The organism is Pseudomonas sp. ASL3, from assembly GCF_056680425.1.
Genome location: NZ_CM155281.1, coordinates 464,613 through 484,364 on the forward strand (window position 1 = coordinate 464,613; position 19,752 = coordinate 484,364).

Here is a 19,752-nt window from a genome sequence, read left to right on the forward strand (position 1 = left end):
GTCCCGCTGCGAACAGCTCAGCTATCTCGGCCCCAATATCTTTCCCAGCATCTCAGGCCGTGGCGCGCCTTGTTGCTGTTGCAGGTGACCGTGGTCGTCGAGGTAGAAGATCGACGGGGTGGCGGAGAGGCCCAGGTCGGTCATCAGTTGCATATTGGCGTCGAGCTTGGCCTGGATCTCTTTCGGGATGCTGGTCAGTGGTTTCAGCGCGCTGCGTTTGCCGGCTTTTTCGTGGGCGTGCAGGGCGGTTTCGGGGGATTTGTCGGCCAGTAATGCGGCGGCTTTGGCCGGGCTGGTTTCGCTGATGATGCCGACCATGATGTGCCTCAGTTGTACTTTTCCTGAATCGACCCATGGTCGCGCCTGTTCCCAAAACATGTTGCAGTACGGGCAATTCGGGTCGCTGAAAAGGTAAACCACCCTGGGTGCGGTCTTGCTGCCATCGGCGATCCAGGTGCTGTTCTCCATCTTGGCCCAGACCTCTTTGGCCATGGGGGCATAGACCAGTTTGTCCAGCGGCGCCTTGCTCAGATCCTGGCCTTTTTCGTCGTACAGATTGCCGGCCAGCACGTGCTTGCCATCCGCAGTCAGGTACAGCGCCATGCCCTGATTCTGATATTCAGCGGCATAGCCGCGCAGGCCGCCCGGAGCATCGAAACTGCCGACGATACGCGCGCCTTTGGCTTCCAGTGCCCGGATTGCTTCAGGCAATTCTTCTGCGTGTAGCAGTGAGCTTTGCAGAGCGATAAGGCTGATCGCCGCGGCTAAAAAGTGACGGGAAAAATTCATGGTGTGGTCCTTGAGCTTGAAGAAGAGCCGCTGTCGAAGCGATCGAGATAGCGCGTCAGGCTGGCGTTGGACAGTTCGCCGAGATGGCTGCCGAGCAGGCGGCCATCGGCGGTGTAGAAAATCGTGGTGGGCAGCGCCATGGAGCCGACCTGTTGTGCCAACTGGCCGCTGCCATCGAACAATACATTGCTCAGGTGCAGGCCCTGTTTGGCGATAAAACCGGCCACGGTCTGCGGGCTTTCGGCCTGATTCACGAACAGAAAAACCACGTCGTCGCGTTCAGTCTGCGCTTTTTGCAGCACCGGCATTTCCCGGCGGCATGGCGGGCACCAGGTCGCCCACAGGTTGATCACAAGGGGCCGGCCCTGATAATCGGCCAGTTGCACTGATTCGCCCGCGTCATTGCGCAGGGTCATTTCCGGCAGGCGCACACCTTGTTCATAGATATTCAGGCCCATATTCGCCAGCAGCCAGAACAGCAGGCCGCTGCTCAGGCCCAGACCCAGTGGCCGCCGCAACGCCGGTCGACGCCAGCCGCGCCAAAGGCCGGCCAGCACCACGGCCAGTACACCGGTCCAGACCAGAAAGCCGCCGTCGCGAATGTCGATGATTTGCCACGGCTCTTCGCGAAATTGCGGCCAATAGGCGATCACAAATCCCAGCCGCGCCGCCAGCAAACCCAGCAGAAACAGGCTGAATAACACCGATTCGGGATTCGCGCCGCCACGTCGTGCGACCCACCAGCCCACCAGGGTTGCCAACCCCAGCGCGACGAGCAGCCGCAGGTGATTCATCGCGAGGGCGAAGGGGCCAATCGAGAGGCTCAACATCAGCCACGCTCCCGGGTTGCTTGCCACTGTTGCAGAAAGGTCTGGGCGTCGACCTCGCCGGTGATACGCCGGTCACGCAGTTCTTCGCCGTGGGGGCCGATCCACAACAGGCTCGGCGGCCCCGGCACTTTATAGCGACTGAGCAGCTCGCGGCTGGCGGCGTTGTCGGCGGTGACATCCAGTTTCAGCAAACGCACATCTTTCAAGGCAGCCTGTACCTCGGCTTTGGCGAACACCTGTTTCTCCATGATCTTGCAGGACACACACCAGTCCGCATAGTAGTCGAGCAACACCCATTGACCCTGGGCTTTCGCGGCGTCGAGTTCGCGCTGAAGGGCTACGGGTTCATTGACCGTGGTGAAGACCTCATGCCCCGTCGCATTCTGCGCCCTGACGTCCAACAGCGGCCATGCGATGAACAACGCCGTACCGAGCAGCAGAACGCCGAATACGGCTTTGACCCGGTTCATCCAGGCACCCGGTTTTGGCATGAAGCGATTGCCCACCGTGACCAGCAGCAACAGCGGCAGACCGATCCCCAGGCCCATGGCGAACAACACCAGACCGCCGTGCAACGCATTCAGTTCAGCTTCACTTGGCCGCTGGCTGAGGCTGGGATCAATAGCTCCAGTGTGTGGCGATACACCGTTTGATCGCTGAAAAACTCATCGGTATGCGCGTCGCCTTCAGGTAGTTCAGGCTTGTTGTCGGCGGACAAACCGTCGAACTTCAGCCGCTGTTGATACAGGTAATAGCCTTCGCTGATGCGCCAGTGCAGCCGGGTTTCGCCCGACGCCAGACGCTCGGAACTGAAGCTGAAGGCCTCGTCCACCGGCAGGAAATCCGCCTGTTTGAAAGGATCGCTTCCCGGAAAAGCCTGGGCCAGCGCCGGGAGCAGTAGAAGGATGAACAGCAGGAAAATACGCATCGAAGGGCCTTAAAAATCAAAGTCGGTGTAGGAGCTGACTTGTCTGCGAAGACCATGCGACGCGGTCTGTCTGGCGCACCGCAGTGAGGCTTTCGCAGACAAGACTGCGCGTCCCGGTCTCTCCTACGCCCTCCGGGCAGAATCGAGCCCCAGTTTGCTGCGCGACAGCGCCGCGTCGAAGACGGGGCGGGACCTCCTGTCAGACAGCGATCAATCCCACTTCGGCGCCAACCCTTTGGGACTGGTCAGGCGATGGCCGCGATCCAGTGCAGCGATGTCCGCCATATCTTCATCACTCAGCCGTAATGCGCCAGCCTTGAGGTTGCTCGCCAGGTTGGCGCGTTGAGTTGACGACGGAATCACCGCGTAACCCAGTTGCATGGCCCAGGCCAGTGTCACTTGAGCCGGGGAGGCGTAGTGGCGTTGGGCGATTTTTTGGATGACCGGGTCTTTCAACACTTCGCCATAGGCCAGGGTCATGTACGAGGTGATCTGAATGCCTTGTTGTCTGGCGAACGCAGTCACTGTGCGATTTTGTAGGTACGGGTGCAGTTCGATTTGATTGGTGGCGATGTTTTCCGCACCGACGGCGTCGATGGCTTGCTTCATCAACTCGACGGTGAAGTTGGATACGCCGATCTGCCGGGTCAGCCCTTGCTGCTTCGCTTCCAGCAGCGCAGACATGAATTCGGCGACCGGTACCTGATCTTCAGGCGACGGCCAATGAATCAAGGTCAGGTCGACATAATCGGTCTGCAGTTTTGCCAGGCTGTCTTTCAGGCTCGGAATCAGCCGGTCGCTGGCGTAGTTTTCGGTCCAGATTTTGGTGGTGATGAACAGCTTGTCGCGAGAAATGCCGCTGGCCGCGATGGCTTTGCCGACTTCGGCTTCGTTGCCGTAAATCTGCGCGGTATCGATAACCCGGTAACCGACGTCGAGGCCGTTGCTGACCGAGTCGATAACGATCTGGTCTTTAAGGCGAAAAGTGCCAAGGCCGAATGCAGGAATAGTCATTGAGTGCTCTCTGGTGAAAAGGCGAGATTGGAAAAGGCTTGAGCGAAGTATCGCCACTCAAGCCTTGTAGAAAAACCGCCGAACCGGAAAGGGATATTTGACCGCAAGGCACGAATCGGATGTCGATCAGTGATCGTTGGCTGTGCTCAATCCTCAACCGCTTCAAGCAGGGTGGCGACACCCTGACCGCCAGCGATGCATTGGGTGGCAATCGCGTAGCGGCCACCGTTGCGTTTGAGCAGGGCCGCGGCCTTGCCGGTGATACGGGCACCGGTCGCGCCCAGCGGGTGTCCCATGGCCATGGCGCCGCCATCGAGATTGACCTTGGCCATGTCCAGGCCTAACTCACGCACGCAGGCGATGGACTGGCTGGCGAACGCTTCGTTGAGTTCCACCAGGTCGATGTCATCGATGCTCAACCCGGCGCGTTGCAAGACTTTGCGGGTGGCGTAGACCGGGCCCATGCCCATGATCTCTGGCGGGCAACCGGCGACGGCGACAGCCTTGATCCGCGCGAGGATGGTCAGGTTATGGCTACGGGCGAACGTCTCGGTGCACACCAGCACGGCGGCGCTGCCATCGGTCAACGGCGAGGCGGTGCCGGCGGTCACGGTGCCACCGAACGCAGGCTTGAGGCCGCTCAGGCCTTCGAGGCTGGTGCCAGGACGAATGCAGCCGTCTTCGCTGATCGTGCCGTCCGGGGTGTCGATTGACACGATCTCATCGACGAACAGCCCGCGCTCACGGGCGCTGGCGGCCTTGGCGTGGGACTGCACGGCCATGGCTTCCTGCTCGCTGCGGCTGATGTCGAAGCGCTTGGCAACTTCCTCGGCGGTCAGGCCCATGGGCATATAGACCTCAGGGAAATCCTGCATCAGCGTTGGGTTGGGCGAAATATTGAAGCCGCCCATGGGCACGCGGGTCATGGACTCGACGCCGGCGCAGAGGAAGGCCTCACCGGCACCCAGCAAAATTTGCCCGGCGGCGTAGTGCACCGCGCTCATGGAGGAACCGCAGAAGCGGTTGATGGTGGCGCCGCCGATGCTGTTCGGGAAACCGGCGCGAAAGCTGGCGATGCGCGCGATGTTCATGCCTTGTTCGGCTTCGGGGTAGGCGCAGCCCATGATCAGGTCTTCCAGCTCACCGGGGTCCAGATCGAGCTTAGTCACCAGGCCTTTGAGGGTCTGTGCGGCCAAATCATCCGGGCGGATATTGATCAGCGAGCCCTTTTTCGCGAAATGAAAGGGCGACCGGGCGAAGCCTGCGATAACGATGGATTGCATGCTGAGTCTCCTTGGTATTTGTAAGGTCTGATGGGTAATTGAATTAAATTACACTCGTAATTTTAATGGGCGTGGCCATCGTCGAGAAAGTAGGGGCCGCTCATCTGAACACCCTACAATCAGGCTTATCGGGTCATGTCGAAAATCATGCAGGTGGTGGTGCCGACCGCGTACAGACGGTCATCCACATCGTACAGACGCCCCTCGGCCAAGGCGGTGGAGCGGCCCACATGGATCACCTTGCCTTCGGCACGAACCGGGCCGGTATGACGGCCCATGGCGCGGACATAGCTGACGCGCAAATCAAGGGTGGTATAGCCCTGACCCTTTTTCAGCTGGGTGTGGATCGCGCAGCCCATGCAGGAGTCCAGCAATGTCGCCGCGTAACCGCCATGCACGGTGCCCAGCGGGTTGTAGTGGCGGGCGTCGGGCGTGCCCTGAAAGATGAAGCGCCCCGGTGACCACTCCAGCGGGATGAAGTCCACCAACTCGCCGAAGGGCGGGCAGGGCAGTTCGCCATTGCTGATACGTTCGAAAAACTCGGTTGGCAGCAACGTACTGACCTCGGCCAGGCTCGTGGTACCTGGACCAGCCAGTCGAGCGCGGGCGGCTTGTTCTTCTGCCAGCCAGAGGGCGAGCTTTTCTTCACGAGAGGGGTTTTGCATGGCGGAAAACTCCGTGTTGAATGTCAAGGCAGGACCGGCTGATCAGATGACGAATATAATCCAACTATTTTATTATGATCGCAATATAAAGTTTTTCGACCCGACAAATTAACGCCGACCGCTGTCGATTTCGTCGCGGCCGATTCGACTAATAGCTGAATCCCTCGACTATGGTTGAGGGGGACCCACTACCAGAGGATCGATAACCATGCGATTTATGATGCTGATGATACCCAAGGGCTATGAAAACGCTGCGCCCGGTGTTTTGCCTGACGCCGAGGCCGTCGCGGCGATGATGCGTTACAACGAAAAACTGCAAGAAGCCGGCGTGTTGTTGACGCTGGATGGCCTGCATCCGCCGTCAATGGGCGCGCGGGTGACGTTCACTGGCGGCCAGCCGACGGTGATTGAGGCGCCTTTTCCTTGGGCCAATGAAGCGCTCGGCGGCTACTGGATGATCAAGGTCAATTCCCGCAAGGAAGCCATCGACTGGGCCAAGCGCTGCCCGGCGGCGGATAACGAAATCATCGAAATCCGCCAGGTGCAGGAATTCGAAGATTTTCCGGCTGATGTGCAGGAAGCCGCGGCGGGGTTTAGCGAGATGCAGCACAAGGGCTGATGGGTGGAGCGGTGTGTCAGGCACACCGCATCGCCAGGGTCACTGCGCCACAGGTGTCTTGACGAAGTGTTCGTGCATTTCCACGGTCAGCGTCTCGATCCGTTCGGTCAGGGTTTTGGTCAGTTCGGTCAAGCGAGTGTTCTGCTCCAGCAGCTCGAGCATTTGCGCCGAATTCTGCGCGGCCATTGCCATGCGCTGATCGCTGGCCATGGCCAGCGCCTCGCGGTGTTGCGCATCGGCATCGGCGTGGGCTTTGTCCCGTGCGGCCTGACGGGTCTGGGCGAGCAGGATCAATGGGGCGGCGTAGGCCGCTTGCAGGCTGAACGCCAGATTGAGCAGGATGAACGGGTAGATATCGAATTGGGTGAAGCCCGCCAGGTTGGCCCCGATCCACAATACGACGATTACCGTTTGCCCGCCGAGAAACATCGGCGTGCCGAAGAAGCGTGCAAAGGCCTCGGCCTTGAGAGCGAATGTATCGTTACCGAAGGTGCTCGACAGGTGGGCATGCGGTTTATGGAAGCGAAAATGGTCCCGGTGAGGTTTTGCTGGGGCAGCCGGTGCAACGGGATCGGAAACGGGAGTCTCGGGTGCGGCAGAGGTCATGACGAATTCCTGATGTTCAAGTGAAAACGAGCGGGCATCAGAGCCCCTGCCGCCACTATAGACGCACGCTGGAAGTCATGCTGCGTGGGTTGCTGGATTCGTTCAGAACAGCGACGCCGCGTTTTTGCCGATAACCTCAATCAGGATGCAAGGGTTTGGACACCTGCATGATGTGTGCATAGTCATACACATATTGCCGACCGGCATGGCTGGTCAGTCGCAGCTCCTCGATCAGCAGGCGCTCTTTCTTGCTCAGATATAACAACCCAGGATGGTCATCGGACTTGAGGCGATCACGTTCATGGGCGTCAGGGAAAGTGATGACGTTCGACATGAAAAATCTCCTTTTGTATGAGTCCTTGTTCCCGGAGGAATCAGTCCAGGCACTGATGATGTAGCGACTGTGCACCTTACCCAGAAAAAGTTGGGGTGATCAACCCTGCAAACGGATAGGTCAGACAACTTCAGTGACTTCGAACGATTGGCGAGCCCCGTTGATAGTGATTTCGACGGCATCACCCTCAGCCTTGCCGAGCAGGTTTTTCCCCAGCGGTGCGCGCGCCGTGATCACCGTGATCAAAAGATCGCCGTGGTGGATCTTCAGACCGGCGGCGTCGGGGCCGAGGAATAGCTGTTGCTGGCTGCCGTTGTCGGCTTCGAGGCTAAGCAGGTCGCCGACCTGAATCCCGCGCTGTTCGTCGAAAGGTCGCAAGCTGAGGTTCTGGAACAGCACCAGTGACTGGCGAATCTCTTCGACGCGCCGGGCTTGCCCCGTTGCCAGATAAGAGGCTTCCAGGCCCAGGGTGTCGTACTTGTTTTCAGCGATGTTTTCTTCGTGGGTCGCGGTCTCATAGGCGGTCTGCGCCGCGCGTTGCAAGACGTCCAGATCGATCTTGAGTTTGGCAATGATCAGTTCGAGGACTGCGTGCTTATTCAGGGAGGATGGCATCGACTCAACCACAGAACTGACTGACATTGACCCGGGTTTTTTCGCTGGGTGTGGTTTGATTCTGCTGCATCCAGAACTGGCATTTCGGGCCGCCGAGGCGTTTTTCCTTGGCCGCTTGGGCTTGCTCCTGATCTTGTTGAGCCTGAGTGTCGAGCAGGTTCTGTTTGTATTTTTCAAACATCGCGCCTGTTGAATTCGGTTCTGGATCCGGTTTCGCGGCCTGCGGTGCACGTACGCCGAACTGGCTAACCGCCGCAGTCACGGCGTTGACCTTGTCGGCAAACAGAGAGGTGTAGGCGAACACGCCAGTCGCCGCGACCGCGATGACGCCGAGCCAGACACCCAACGCGATGCAGATAATCAATTTCAGGGGGTGAGAGAGCATTGCAAGTCCTGGCGTGATCGGTGGATGCCAGCGATTGTCGCACGACAGACGGCCGAAGCTGGAGCTTGCAGGCCGTTATGACCGACAATCAGCAGCTTTAGCGTTTAGGAAACCAGGCATGAAAGCCTCCTGGGACATTTTTTGCAGCGTTGTGGATAACTACGGCGACATTGGCGTTACCTGGCGACTGGCCCGGCAATTGGCTGCAGAGCATCCGTTCACGGTGCGATTGTGGGTGGATGATTTGCAGCCGTTCGCGCGGCTGTGTCCCGGTGCTGATCCTCATGCCGAGCAACAGTGGCAGGACGGGGTCAGCGTCTGTCATTGGAGCAAAGATTGGCAGGAGACCGAGCCGGCCGACGTGGTGATCGAGGCATTTGCCTGTCGTCTGCCGCCGGCTTATTTCGAGGCCATGCCCCGACGCTCGCACCCTCCGCTGTGGCTGAATCTGGAATATCTGAGCGCTGAGGAATGGGTGTCCGGTTGCCACGCGTTGCCTTCGCCGCAGCCCAACGGGCTGCGCAAGATTTTCTTTTTCCCCGGATTTCGTCCGACGACCGGTGGCTTATTGCGCGAAGCCGGCTTGCTCGATCAGCGCCACGCTTTTCAACAGGACAAATCTGCACAACAAGTCTTTTTGCAGAAACTGGGGGTGGTCCCGGCAGGCAACACACGGCTGATCTCGCTGTTCGCGTATGAGAACACCGGGCTGGCCAGTTGGCTGGATGTATTGGCCGCGGACAGCCGACCGACCCACCTCCTGGTGCCAGAAGGGCGGATTCTCGGCGACTTGCAGCGTTGGCTTGGGGTTGACGGTCTGCAACCGGGGGGCCTGGAAAAACGCGGAATGCTGACCGTTCAGGTGTTGCCATTCGTCCGACAGGAAGATTATGACCGGCTGCTGTGGAGCTGCGATTTCAATGCGGTGCGCGGAGAAGACTCGTTCGTTCGTGCGCAATGGGCCGGTCGCCCGTTGCTCTGGCACATCTATGAACAGGACGATGACGCCCATTGGGCCAAGCTCGACGCCTTCCTTGAACTCTATCTCCAAGGCCTCTCGCCAGCGGCTGGGCAGGCACTGAGCGACGTATGGCGGGCCTGGAATGCCGGGCACGACATGAGCCAAAGCTGGCCTGAGTTGCTGCAACACTGGCCGGAAGTCACTGAACACGCCGAACACTGGTGTCTGGAGCAGGCCTTGCAGGCCGATCTTGCGACGACTCTGGTACAGTTTTATCTAAATTGGCTATGATACGCGGCCTAGATTTTTGTAAATCTCAATCCAAATTCGGATATTCGTAATGAAAACTGGTAAAGAACTGAAACCCGGCACAGTGATTCGGCTCGAGAATGACCCTTGGCTGGTTCAGAAAGCTGAATTCACCAAGTCCGGTCGCAACAGCGCAATCATGAAGACCAAGTTGAAGAACCTGTTGACCGGTTACAAGACTGAAATCGTGTACAGCGCCGACGACAAACTGGACGACGTGATCCTCGATCGTAAGGAAGCCACCCTGTCTTTCATCAGCGGTGACACCTACACGTTCATGGACACCACTGACTACACCATGTACGAGCTGAACGCTGAAGACATCGAAGCTGTTCTGCCATTCGTTGAAGAAGGCATGATCGACGTCTGCGAAGCGATCTTCTTCGAAGAGCGTCTGGTTTCGGTTGAATTGCCGACCACTATCGTTCGTCAAGTCGACTACACCGAAGGTTCTGCTCGTGGCGACACATCGGGCAAAGTAATGAAGCCAGCCAAGTTGAAAAACGGTACTGAGCTGAGCGTTGCTGACTTCGTAGAAATCGGCGACATGATCGAGATCGACACGCGTGAAGGCGGTTCTTACAAAGGCCGCGCTAAATAAGCGCAGTCTTGTTCCGCAACAACGAAAAAACCCGACCTTAGCGTCGGGTTTTTTCGTTTTGGGCGACAGGGTGCAAGCGAGTTAGACGGTCACGTGCAGGCGCACATCGACGTTGCCACGGGTCGCGTTGGAGTAAGGGCAGACCAGGTGAGCTGCCTCGACCAGTTGTTGCGCCTCCGCTTGTTCAAAGCCTGGCAGGCTGATGTGCAGGTCGATGTCCAGACCAAAACCACCGGGGATCTGGCCGATGCCGACGTGAGCCGTGATCGAAGCGTCTGCCGGGATAGTCCCTTTGGTTTGGCTGGCGACGAATTTCAGTGCGCCGATGAAGCAGGCCGCGTAACCGGCAGCGAACAGTTGTTCAGGGTTGGTGCCGTCGCCGCCAGCGCCGCCGAGTTCTTTGGGCGTGGACAGTTTGACGTCGAGGACTTTGTCGCTGGAAACAGCACGGCCGTCACGGCCACCGGTAGCGGTTGAAACGGCGGTGTAAAGAGTGTCCATGGTGAAACCTCATCGCGTTTGACTGGATTTGATTTGCGCTAAATCTTTGCGCGCTAACTAAGTGCCAAGTAAATGTATCGCGCAAATATTTAGTGCGCAATATAAATTTCAGAAGAAATACAAACAGTCGGATTTTTGAGGTTTTGCAAGGTTGAGGTGGTAGGGGCAGAGGCTTGATTCAGAAGGGTTTGGCGGCAGAATTGCCGTTCGTCGCCGTGGAGGCAGGCAAGCTTCGGTCTCGATTCTGCCCGAAGGGCGTAGGAGCTGACTTGTCTGCGATAAGGGCCGAAGGACCTTCCAGCGATATCGTGTCCAGCCTATTTGCGACTGCTTCGCAGCCGATCGCAGACAAGTCAGCTCCTACATTTGATCGGTGCCTGGCTTAAAATTTTTATTTATTTTTCAACTGCTTAAATGGTGTTGATAGGAGCAGGCTTGCCTGCGAATGGCTTGATATCAGCCAAGACTATTATGCAAATTCCCACGCAGGGCGAGCAGCTCGGTTTGCAGATCTCGCAGTTTATCTACCGTAGTGTCAGAGGCCGCGAAGATACAGGAGGGGACCGTCTTGGCTTTTTCGCGCAGTGCGCGACCTTGTTCGGTGAGGTGCAGCAGGACCACGCGTTCGTCTTCCTTGCTGCGGGTACGGCTCAGCAGCCCCTCGGCTTCAAGGCGTTTGAGCAGCGGGGTCAGGGAGCCGGGGTCGGTCAGCAGGCGCGTGCTGACGTCACCCACCGTCAAGCCATCGCGTTCCCAGAGCACCATCATCGCCAGGTACTGTGGATAAGTCAGGCCGAGCGCTTGCAGCAAGGGCTTGTAGACCTTGGTCATCATCAAAGACGTAGAGTACAAGGCAAAGCACAGCTGACTGTCGAGCAGCAAATGGTCGTAATTGCCTGCGTCGCAGGTGGAGCTGTCGTCAGCGCTCATGTGAAGTCCTCTGTTCTCGGTATTACGCTCTAATTTAGTGCTGCGATCTTTAATGCACCAGATAAATTCTCTAACGGCCGATCAACACGCTGTGGTGCTCGCCTTTAAAGTTTGAATCCTTCCGCGATGTGTTCGGCCAGGCATTCGGTGACCGGTGAAGGATTTTTCGGATTGCGCAGCAGGACGATACTGGCTGACGGCAACTGCGGCAGTTTCTCGGCTTCGCCCAAGATGCGCATATCCGGGGTGACCAAGCTCTGCAATTGCGCTGTGACCGCCAGGCCCGCGCTGACCACCGCCATGAGTGCCGACAGGCTGGCGCTGGTGTAGGCGACGCGGTATTCGCGCTGGATGCTGTCCAGCGCGTTGCAGGCCCACTCCCGGCAGAAGCAATCGCTGTTGAACATGGCCAGTGGCAGCGGCGTTTGCTCATGGGGGCTGAAGCCCAGCGCCTCGGCCCAGACGAAGCGTTCCTGACGCAGGATCTGGCCGATTTCGGTGCCCGGTTTGCGGGTGACGATAGTCAGGTCCAGATCCTGGCGTTGCAGTAAGAGCGACGACGTTTCGCAATGCACTTCCACCTGCACCAGCGGATAGGCCTGGGCAAACCGCGACAGAATCCCCGGCAGAAACCGCATCACGTAGTCATCTGGCGAGCCAATTTTCACCACGCCGACCATGTGTGGTTCGCGCAAGGTGTTGAACACCTCACTGTGCAGTTTGAGAATGCGTCGGGCGTAACCCAGCAGCACCTGGCCTTCGACGGTGAGGCTGACGGTACGCCCATCTTTCTGAAACAGAGGGCGCTGAAGGATGTCGTCTTCCAGGCGCTTCATCTGCATGCTGACCGCCGATTGCGTGCGGTTGACCACCTCTCCGGCGCGGGTGAACCCACCCTCATCGGCAATCGCGACAAAGGTGCGCAACAGTTCGCTGTCGATACTTGGGTACGTGGCCAATTCATCAATCTCCCAGATGCAGCGCATAAGAAACATTCGTTGGATTGATCTTAGCGCTGGCGTGAGACTTAAGTCATCCCCATGTGGAGGTCAGGATGATGAAAGGTCAAAAGGGTTATGTGCTGGTGCAGAAAAGCGTGCCCCGTGGTTCGTCAGGTGCAGGCCTGATAGCCACGATCAAGCGGCATTTGCTTCGGTGGTACGAGTTGCATTGCCAGCGCCAGCAACTGGCGAGCCTGAGTGATGCCGCCTTGAAAGACATGGGTTTGAGTCGTGCCGATATTCAGCAAGAAGTCGAACGGCCGTTCTGGAATGATCCAATGAGGCGCTGACAGCACGGCTGTCGATCAGGTAGCGTTGCGGACTGATGAGGAGGCCTGAATGTCCGCAGAACTATCGCTCAAGCAAGCACGTCGTCTGGCGCTGGCTGCTCAGGGATTCAACGGGCGCCAGCCGCCAGCGTCGATCAAGGCCGCGCACATCGCGCAATTGATCGAGCGCCTGGGCGTTTTGCAGATCGATTCGGTCAACGCGCTGGTACGTTCGCATTATCTGCCGCTGTATTCGCGGCTCGGCAACTATTCCCAGCCGCTGCTGGACCAAGCAGCCTGGAGCCAGGGGCGGCAGCGCAAGCTGTTCGAATACTGGGGCCATGAAGCCTCGTTACTGCCGCTCAATCTTTATCCCCTGTTGCGTTGGCGCATGCGTCAGGCGGCGCAAGGCGTGGGGATCTATCAGCAGCTGGCCAAGTTTGGTCGCGAAGAACAAGCGACTATCGCCCGCGTGTTGCAGTCCGTTCGCGAGCAAGGCGCATTGGGTGCTGGCAGTCTGAGCAGTCGCCAGGAGCGCGCCGGCCCGTGGTGGGACTGGAGTGCGGAAAAGCACGCACTGGAATGGTTGTTCGCCGCCGGTGAAGTGACGGTGGCCGGTCGTCGCGGCTTCGAGCGCTTGTATGACCTGCCGGAACGGGTACTGCCCGCCGCGATTCTCGATCACCCGGAACTGAGCGAAGCCGAGGCCCAGCGCGGTTTGCTGTTGCACGCGGCGACTGCGTTGGGCGTGGGTACCGACAAAGACCTGCGCGATTACTTCCGGCTAAGCCCGGCGGAAAGTCGTGCGGGGCTGGCGGAACTGGTCGAGGCGGGCGCGTTGCAAGTGGTTCAGGTCGAAAGTTGGCGTCAACCGGCGTATTGCCTGCCGGAAGTCAAACTGCCGCGCAAAGTAACCGCCAGCGCCTTGCTGTCGCCGTTCGATTCGCTGATTTGGGAGCGCAGCCGCACCGAGCGCTTGTTCGATTTCCGCTATCGCCTGGAAATCTATACCCCACAGGACAAGCGGGTGTACGGCTATTACGTGCTGCCGTTTTTGCACAACGAACGGATTGCCGCGAGGGTGGATCTGCGGGCCGAGCGCGTGTTGGGGCGGCTGGCGGTGCATGCGGTGCATGAGGAAGAGCAGGGACTGGATGAAGAGGGGATGCTGGCTTTGGCCCGTAATCTGCGGCAGATGGCCGACTGGCTCGGCTTGCCGCAGGTGCAGCTCAATTGCCAGCGGGCCAGTGCGGCGCGGTTGCGGGTGGCGTTTTCGAGGTTGGATGCTGATCAACTGTAGGAGCTGCCGAAGGCTGCGATAAGGTCCGCAGGACCTTCAGCGGTCTCAAGAACGCGACCGGTTCCGTCGGACGCGACCCCGGGGTGATCGCAGCCTTCGGCAGCTCCTACAAAGGCTCCTTCAATCAGCGCCTCACCTGCTTCAACGTCTCGGCAATCAAAAACGCCAATTCCAGCGACTGGTCGGCGTTCATCCGTGGGTCGCAATGGGTGTGGTAGCGATCCGACAGGCCGTCTTCGGTGATCGGGCGCGCACCGCCGATGCATTCGGTGACGTTCTGCCCGGTCATCTCGATATGGATACCACCGGCGTAAGTGCCTTCGGCCTGATGCACCTGGAAGAACTGTTTGACCTCATTGAGGATCTGCGCGAAGTCGCGGGTCTTGTAGCCGCTGCTGGCCTTGATGGTATTGCCGTGCATCGGGTCGGAGCTCCACAGCACCTTGCGACCTTCACGCTCGACAGCGCGGATCAGTTGCGGCAAGTGATCGCCGACCTTGTTCACACCCATGCGCGCGATCAGGTTCAGGCGACCTGGATCGTTGTCCGGGTTGAGAATGTCGATCAGGCGAATCAGGTCTTCGGGGTCCATGCTCGGCCCGACTTTGACCCCGATAGGGTTGTTCACCCCGCGCAGGAACTCGACATGAGCACCGTCCAGTTGGCGTGTGCGGTCGCCGATCCAGAGCATGTGCGCCGAGCAGTCGTACCAGTCATTGGTCAGGCTGTCGCGGCGCACGAAGGCTTCTTCGTAATTCAGCAGCAAGGCTTCGTGGGCGGTGAAGAAACTGGTCTCGCGCAATTGCGGCGAGGTGTCCATGCCGCACGCGCGCATGAAGGCCAGGGTTTCGTCGATGCGGTTGGCCAGTTGGCTGTACTTTTCCGCCAGCGCCGAATTGGCGATGAAATCCAGGTTCCACTGATGCACCTGATGCAAATCGGCAAATCCGCCCTGGGCGAAAGCACGCAGCAGGTTCAAGGTCGCAGTGGACTGGTGATAGGCCTGCAACAGACGGTCGGGATCGGGCACCCGGCTTTTTTCATCGAAGCCGATGCCATTGACGATATCGCCCCGGTAGGCCGGGAATGTCACGCCGCCGATGGTTTCATCGTTGGCGGAACGCGGCTTGGCGAACTGTCCGGCCATGCGCCCGACCTTGACCACCGGGCAGCCGGCGGCGAAGGTCATGACGATCGCCATCTGCAGCAAGACTTTAAAGGTGTCGCGAATCTTCGCCGCCGAGAATTCGACAAAACTTTCCGCGCAGTCGCCTCCTTGCAGCAGGAACGCCCGACCCTGGGTCACCTCGGAAAACTGCCGACGCAACTCGCGGGCTTCCCCGGCGAACACCAGCGGCGGATAACCGGCCAGGCTCTGCTCGACCTGCAACAAGTGCGCGGCGTCGGGGTATTGAGGTTGCTGTTGAATCGGCAGTGCCCGCCAGCTGTCGGGGCTCCAGGGATGGTTCATGGTGAATTCCAGGTCAATGCGGTCGGATGGGCATGTTAGCAGTCCGGATTGCGGTGGCGCCAAACCTGTGGGAGCGAATTCATTCGCGAAGGCGGCAGGTCAGACAAAGAAGGGTTCAATGTGCCGGCCTCTTCGCGAATGAATTCGCTCCCACAAGGGATCTGCATCGGATTCAACAGATGCGGGAGCTTGCCTGCGAACGGCTGCACAGAGGACAATCCGCGCTTTCCCGCTTGCCACCAGGCGGTTGGCACACCGTTAGGAGAGGCAATGACTGAGGAGCGTGTGGAGCGGGTACTGGCTGAAGTGCACGATGACTTTGGCATGATTCGCGTGCTGGAAGTGGATGAGTACCGCTTCCTTGAGTTCGGCGATGCCATCGAGCAAAGCTGCACGTTCACCGCTGACCCGAGCTGGCTGGAATACGACTACACCCGCGCCATGCTGATCGGCGCGCTGTGTCACGACGCGCCGGAAAGCGCACTGTTTCTGGGCCTTGGCGCGGGGACGCTGACCCAGGCGTGTCTCAAGTTTCTGCCGCTCGAAGACGTCGAAGCCATCGAGTTGCGCCCGGACGTCCCGCGCCTGGCCGTCGAGTTCCTCGGTCTGGATGACGATCCACGCCTGTATATCCGCGTCGGCGATGCCCTGGAGTTGCTCGGCAGCGCCGAGTCCGCCGACTTGATCTTCGTCGACCTGTATACCGATCACGGCCCCGGCGTCGGCCATCTGGCCTGGCGTTTTCTGGAAAACTGTCAGAAGCGCCTCAATCCGGGCGGCTGGCTGGTGATCAACCAATGGGCCACCGATGACGGCAAACCCTTGGGCGCAGCGCTGTTGCGCGGTCTTTATCATCGCCATTACTGGGAACTGCCGGTGAAAGAGGGCAACGTGATTCTGATGGTGCCGGCGGACCTGGAACAGACCCTGGACCTGCAATCATTGACCGAGCGCGCCGAAACCCTCGCGCCGCGTCTGGGTTATTCGCTGCTGTCGTTGATCAAGACCATCCGCCCGGCGACCTGATCGTCCCGAGCGTCTACTGGCCTTTGAAGTCACCGGGCCTGCGCTCCAGCATTGCCCGTACGCCTTCTTTGGCGTCTTCGCTGGCCATTACGCTGCGAACCAGCGCCGGAAGATTTTTCGCCGCAGCGGTTTCGCCTTCAAGCAATGCCTGGCGGGCGGAGGCGAGGGTTGTGTAGACCCCCAACGGCGCCTGCGCTGCAATGCGCTCGGCCAGTTGCACGGCACGGGGCAGCAAATCTTCGCTGGCCATAACCTCTTGCACCAGACCCATTCGATAAGCCTCATGCGCGTCGAACTCATCGCCAGTCAGCAGCCAGCGCATTGCGTTGCCCCAGCCTGCCCGTTGATGCAAGCGCAAGGTGGCGCCACCAAACGCGAAGATGCCGCGCTGCACTTCCATTTGCGCGAAGCGGGTGTTGCTGGCGCAGAGATTGATGTCCGAGGCGAGCATCAACTCGATGCCGATGGTCAGGCAGTAACCCTGGGCGGCGACGATCACCGGTTTGCTCACCCTGGGGCCGGCGAACACGCCCCATGGATCGCAGCCGCCCTCGGGCAGGTTCCAGCCGTTGGCCAGGGCCGGTCCGGCCGCAGCCAGATCCAGGCCGGCGGTGAAATGTTCGCCATGAGCGAACACCACGGCCACCCGCGCAGATTCGTTGCGTTCGAATTCGCCGTAGGCGAGGCTCAGTTCGTTGAGCAGGCCGATATCAAAGGCATTGCGTTTGGCAACGCGATCGAGTCCGATCAGCAGGACATGACCACGTTGTTCACAACTGACTCGGCCGTTGGTGGTGGAGGACATGGGCATAATCCTTGCGCGTTGAATGGGGTCGGAAGAGCGATGGACAGCTGAAGCAGTGAACCGTTTAAGCAGCTTAGCCTAGTGATACCGGGCCTTTGCAAAATAGACACTGGCATCAATTTGCGCAAAGCCTGTGACAGACAGACGCGCCATCGTTCTTTTCTTAAAAAAACCCTCACTTTTGTGCGTAATTCCGGTATAGTGCGCGCCGGCCTTTAACCGGGCCCTCGTTCAGGTATTGCAATTCCCCGAAGCCAGCTTCGGCTGCTTGTCCGCTCTGCGGGCTATCCTTGACGATCCATTCATCCAAACGTTTTCGCAAATCCCCGCCGACAAAGCAGCCAGGGCGACTCTAGGGTCTTACACGGCACGCGCAGCTTTGGAACATGGGTCTTTGCGGATGCACTAGAGGCAGACCCATGACCCAGGAATTCGGCGGCTTCGCCGCTTTTGAACTTCATCCAAATATCCTTGCAGCTGTCATCGCGACCGGCTACGAAGAGCCTTCGGCTATTCAACAGCAATCGATCCCGATCATCATGGCCGGTCACGACATGATTGGTCAGGCGCAAACCGGTACGGGTAAAACCGCTGCGTTCGCCCTGCCGATCCTGCACCGCATCGACCCGGCCAAACGCGAACCACAAGCGCTGATCCTCGCGCCGACTCGCGAACTGGCCCTGCAAGTAGCAACCGCTTTCGAAACCTACGCCAAGCAAATGCCGGGCGTAACGGTTGTGGCTGTCTACGGCGGTGCGCCGATGGGCCCGCAATTGAAAGCTATCCGTAATGGCGCACAGATCGTTGTCGCCACGCCGGGCCGTCTGTGCGATCACCTTCGCCGTGACGAAAAAGTCCTCGCTACCGTGAACCACCTGGTTCTCGACGAAGCGGACGAAATGTTGAAGCTGGGCTTCATGGACGACCTGGAAGTCATCTTCAAGGCCATGCCGGAAACCCGTCAGACCGTTCTGTTCTCGGCCACCTTGCCTTCATCTATCCGTGCCATCGCCGAACGCCATCTGCGCGATCCGAAGCACGTCAAGATCCAGACCAAGACCCAGACCGTTACCGCGATCGAACAGGCTCACCTGTTGGTTCACGCTGACCAGAAGACCTCTGCTGTCCTGAGCCTGCTGGAAGTGGAAGATTTCGACGCACTGATCATGTTCGTGCGGACCAAGCAAGCGACTCTGGATCTGGCCAGCGCCCTGGAAGCCAAAGGCTACAAAGCCGCTGCGCTGAACGGTGACATTGCTCAGAACCAACGTGAACGCGTCATCGAATCGCTCAAGGATGGCCGTCTGGACATCGTGGTTGCGACCGACGTTGCTGCCCGTGGTCTCGACGTACCGCGTATCACCCACGTATTCAACGTGGACATGCCTTACGATCCTGAGTCCTACGTTCACCGTATCGGCCGTACTGGCCGTGCCGGTCGCGAAGGTCGTGCGTTGTTGCTGGTGACTCCGCGTGAGCGCCGCATGCTGCAAGTGATCGAACGTGTTACCGGTCAGAAGGTTGCTGAAGTCCGCCTGCCGGACGCTCAAGCCGTTCTCGATGCACGCATCAAGAAACTGACCAACAGCCTGACGCCACTGGTGGCTGACGCAGAATCGACCCACGGTGATCTGCTCGATCGCCTGATCGCCGATATCGGTTGCAGCCCGCGTGCCCTGGCCGCAGCTCTGTTGCGCAAGGCTACCAACGGTCAGGCATTGACCCTGGCTGCCATCGAACGTGACCGCCCACTGGTTCCGACCAGCGCGCCACGTGAGCGTAGTGATCGTTCTTCTTCGGGTGATCGTCCTGAGCGCAGCGGTGCTGATCGTGAGCGTCGTGCTCCGGTTCCATTGGCTGAAGGCCGTGCTCGTTGCCGTACCGCGCTGGGTGCGCGTGATGGTATCGCTGCGAAAAACCTGTTGGGTGCAATCCTCAACGAAGGCGGTCTGGCCCGCGAAGCAATCGGCCGCATCCAGGTGCGCGACAGCTTCAGCCTGGTCGAGCTGCCGGAAGATGGCCTTGAGCGTCTGTTGACCAAACTCAAGGACACCCGCGTTGCCGGTAAGCAGTTGAAGCTGCGTCGCTATCGCGAAGACTGATCCGCTCTTGAGCTGATCGTCTGAACAAAAAAATCCCCGACTGGTTCGGGGATTTTTTTGTCTTCAATATGGCTTTCGCAGGTGGTTGCATTCCTCTGTGGGAGCAGGCTTGCCTGCGAATAGCGGCTTTCCTGACACACCGCGTCAAGCTGATCGCGGGCAAGCGCGCTCCTACAATTTCACGTGAATTGAATCCTGAGTTCGGGTCAGGCCCCATTTCCAGAAGGCCGAGTGGAGGTATTGCGCAGGGGGGAACGAGGCAGGACGCCGAGTTAGCCGCACGGGGCCATGGATGGCCCCTTGCGGCACCCCCCGGAGCAATGCCGGAGCGAGGGCAGTCCGAGCACCAGCGAGGACCCGTATGGAGGGGCAAGACTTTTTGCTTACTTTTGGGGCGTTTGCCAAAAG

21 protein-coding genes and 1 pseudogene are annotated in these 19,752 nt (G+C 59.1%); 7 read left to right on the top strand and 15 right to left on the bottom strand.

The genetic code is table 11. The features are described from left to right. Positions 1-21 precede the first annotated feature (21 nt). The 6 genes and pseudogenes from dsbG to AC1MEE_RS02165 all read right to left on the bottom strand — a co-directional run bounded on the left by dsbG (position 22) and on the right by AC1MEE_RS02165 (position 5,509). Positions 22-789 carry a thiol:disulfide interchange protein DsbG gene (dsbG, locus tag AC1MEE_RS02140; protein WP_480413573.1) on the bottom strand — a complete coding sequence of 256 codons (768 nt, stop codon included), beginning with the start codon at positions 787-789 and terminating at the stop codon, positions 22-24. Beyond that, positions 786-1,619: a prolipoprotein diacylglyceryl transferase family protein gene (locus AC1MEE_RS02145; RefSeq protein WP_480413574.1), complete on the bottom strand. Its 834-nt coding sequence runs from the start codon at positions 1,617-1,619 to the stop codon at positions 786-788. Before AC1MEE_RS02145 ends, dsbG begins: the two co-directional genes overlap by 4 nt. After that, positions 1,619-2,505 (bottom strand): annotated as a pseudogene (locus AC1MEE_RS02150) (protein-disulfide reductase DsbD domain-containing protein). Before AC1MEE_RS02150 ends, AC1MEE_RS02145 begins: the two are co-directional and overlap by 1 nt. A 252-nt stretch (positions 2,506-2,757) precedes the next feature. After that, positions 2,758-3,561 (bottom strand): 2,5-didehydrogluconate reductase DkgB, encoded by an 804-nt coding sequence (gene dkgB, locus AC1MEE_RS02155; protein ID WP_480413575.1) that lies wholly within the window; start codon positions 3,559-3,561, stop codon positions 2,758-2,760. Between the two features lie 146 nt (positions 3,562-3,707). Continuing rightward, a complete protein-coding gene (locus AC1MEE_RS02160) occupies positions 3,708-4,844 on the bottom strand; it encodes a thiolase family protein (RefSeq protein WP_480413576.1) in 1,137 nt (378 codons plus the stop codon). A gap of 125 nt (positions 4,845-4,969) precedes the next feature. Next, positions 4,970-5,509 (bottom strand): PaaI family thioesterase, encoded by a 540-nt coding sequence (locus tag AC1MEE_RS02165; RefSeq protein WP_480413577.1) that lies wholly within the window; start codon positions 5,507-5,509, stop codon positions 4,970-4,972. Positions 5,510-5,717: 208 nt separating this feature from the next. Here AC1MEE_RS02165 and AC1MEE_RS02170 point away from each other — a divergent pair, with 208 nt between their 5' ends. Next, complete coding sequence (locus AC1MEE_RS02170; protein ID WP_480413578.1) at positions 5,718-6,128, top strand: YciI family protein; 411 nt, start codon at positions 5,718-5,720, stop codon at positions 6,126-6,128. Between the two features lie 39 nt (positions 6,129-6,167). On the opposite strand, the gene AC1MEE_RS02175 is transcribed toward AC1MEE_RS02170, so the two are convergent. The 4 genes from AC1MEE_RS02175 to AC1MEE_RS02190 all read right to left on the bottom strand — a co-directional run bounded on the left by AC1MEE_RS02175 (position 6,168) and on the right by AC1MEE_RS02190 (position 8,068). Further along, entirely contained in the window at positions 6,168-6,734 is a 567-nt protein-coding gene (locus AC1MEE_RS02175; RefSeq protein WP_480413579.1) for a DUF1003 domain-containing protein, read from the bottom strand. Between the two features lie 136 nt (positions 6,735-6,870). Next, complete coding sequence (locus AC1MEE_RS02180; RefSeq protein ID WP_480413580.1) at positions 6,871-7,068, bottom strand: hypothetical protein; 198 nt, start codon at positions 7,066-7,068, stop codon at positions 6,871-6,873. Positions 7,069-7,188: 120 nt separating this feature from the next. After that, complete coding sequence (locus AC1MEE_RS02185) at positions 7,189-7,671, bottom strand: GreA/GreB family elongation factor (protein ID WP_480416130.1); 483 nt, start codon at positions 7,669-7,671, stop codon at positions 7,189-7,191. 16 nt (positions 7,672-7,687) lie between these two features. Beyond that, positions 7,688-8,068, bottom strand: coding sequence for a hypothetical protein (locus AC1MEE_RS02190; RefSeq protein WP_480413582.1), 381 nt, complete (start codon positions 8,066-8,068; stop codon positions 7,688-7,690). 118 nt (positions 8,069-8,186) lie between these two features. Between AC1MEE_RS02190 and earP the strand changes: the two genes are divergently transcribed. After that, positions 8,187-9,320 (top strand): elongation factor P maturation arginine rhamnosyltransferase EarP, encoded by a 1,134-nt coding sequence (earP, locus tag AC1MEE_RS02195; RefSeq protein ID WP_480413583.1) that lies wholly within the window; start codon positions 8,187-8,189, stop codon positions 9,318-9,320. A 49-nt stretch (positions 9,321-9,369) separates the two neighbouring features. Next, complete coding sequence (locus tag AC1MEE_RS02200) at positions 9,370-9,939, top strand: elongation factor P (protein WP_480413585.1); 570 nt, start codon at positions 9,370-9,372, stop codon at positions 9,937-9,939. 81 nt (positions 9,940-10,020) lie between these two features. Here the strand turns inward: AC1MEE_RS02200 and AC1MEE_RS02205 are convergent, their stop codons facing one another. From AC1MEE_RS02205 to AC1MEE_RS02215, 3 genes are all read right to left on the bottom strand, one after another. Then, entirely contained in the window at positions 10,021-10,440 is a 420-nt protein-coding gene (locus tag AC1MEE_RS02205) for an organic hydroperoxide resistance protein (protein WP_480413586.1), read from the bottom strand. 456 nt (positions 10,441-10,896) lie between these two features. Then, positions 10,897-11,370, bottom strand: a complete 474-nt coding sequence (locus AC1MEE_RS02210; RefSeq protein ID WP_480413588.1) for a MarR family winged helix-turn-helix transcriptional regulator — start codon at positions 11,368-11,370, stop codon at positions 10,897-10,899. A 104-nt stretch (positions 11,371-11,474) separates the two neighbouring features. Then, positions 11,475-12,329, bottom strand: a complete 855-nt coding sequence (locus AC1MEE_RS02215) for a LysR substrate-binding domain-containing protein (RefSeq protein WP_480416131.1) — start codon at positions 12,327-12,329, stop codon at positions 11,475-11,477. Positions 12,330-12,424: 95 nt separating this feature from the next. Here AC1MEE_RS02215 and AC1MEE_RS02220 point away from each other — a divergent pair, with 95 nt between their 5' ends. Next, complete coding sequence (locus AC1MEE_RS02220) at positions 12,425-12,661, top strand: DUF1127 domain-containing protein (RefSeq protein WP_480413589.1); 237 nt, start codon at positions 12,425-12,427, stop codon at positions 12,659-12,661. A 49-nt stretch (positions 12,662-12,710) separates the two neighbouring features. Further along, positions 12,711-13,940 carry a winged helix-turn-helix domain-containing protein gene (locus AC1MEE_RS02225; protein WP_480413590.1) on the top strand — a complete coding sequence of 410 codons (1,230 nt, stop codon included), beginning with the start codon at positions 12,711-12,713 and terminating at the stop codon, positions 13,938-13,940. Between the two features lie 124 nt (positions 13,941-14,064). Here AC1MEE_RS02225 and AC1MEE_RS02230 read toward each other — a convergent pair whose 3' ends face one another. Then, on the bottom strand, positions 14,065-15,411 hold the full coding sequence (locus AC1MEE_RS02230) for a class II 3-deoxy-7-phosphoheptulonate synthase (RefSeq protein ID WP_480413591.1): 1,347 nt from the start codon (positions 15,409-15,411) through the stop codon (positions 14,065-14,067). 270 nt (positions 15,412-15,681) lie between these two features. On the opposite strand from AC1MEE_RS02230, the gene AC1MEE_RS02235 reads away from it, so the two are divergent. Beyond that, positions 15,682-16,437: a spermidine synthase gene (locus tag AC1MEE_RS02235; protein ID WP_480413592.1), complete on the top strand. Its 756-nt coding sequence runs from the start codon at positions 15,682-15,684 to the stop codon at positions 16,435-16,437. A 13-nt stretch (positions 16,438-16,450) separates the two neighbouring features. Here AC1MEE_RS02235 and AC1MEE_RS02240 read toward each other — a convergent pair whose 3' ends face one another. After that, the gene (locus tag AC1MEE_RS02240) at positions 16,451-17,242 is read right to left on the bottom strand and encodes a crotonase/enoyl-CoA hydratase family protein (RefSeq protein ID WP_480413593.1); all 792 of its coding nucleotides are present in this window, start codon (positions 17,240-17,242) and stop codon (positions 16,451-16,453) included. A 419-nt stretch (positions 17,243-17,661) separates the two neighbouring features. On the opposite strand from AC1MEE_RS02240, the gene AC1MEE_RS02245 reads away from it, so the two are divergent. Next, positions 17,662-19,344, top strand: a complete 1,683-nt coding sequence (locus AC1MEE_RS02245) for a DEAD/DEAH box helicase (RefSeq protein WP_480413594.1) — start codon at positions 17,662-17,664, stop codon at positions 19,342-19,344. The last annotated feature ends 408 nt before the right edge of the window (positions 19,345-19,752 follow it).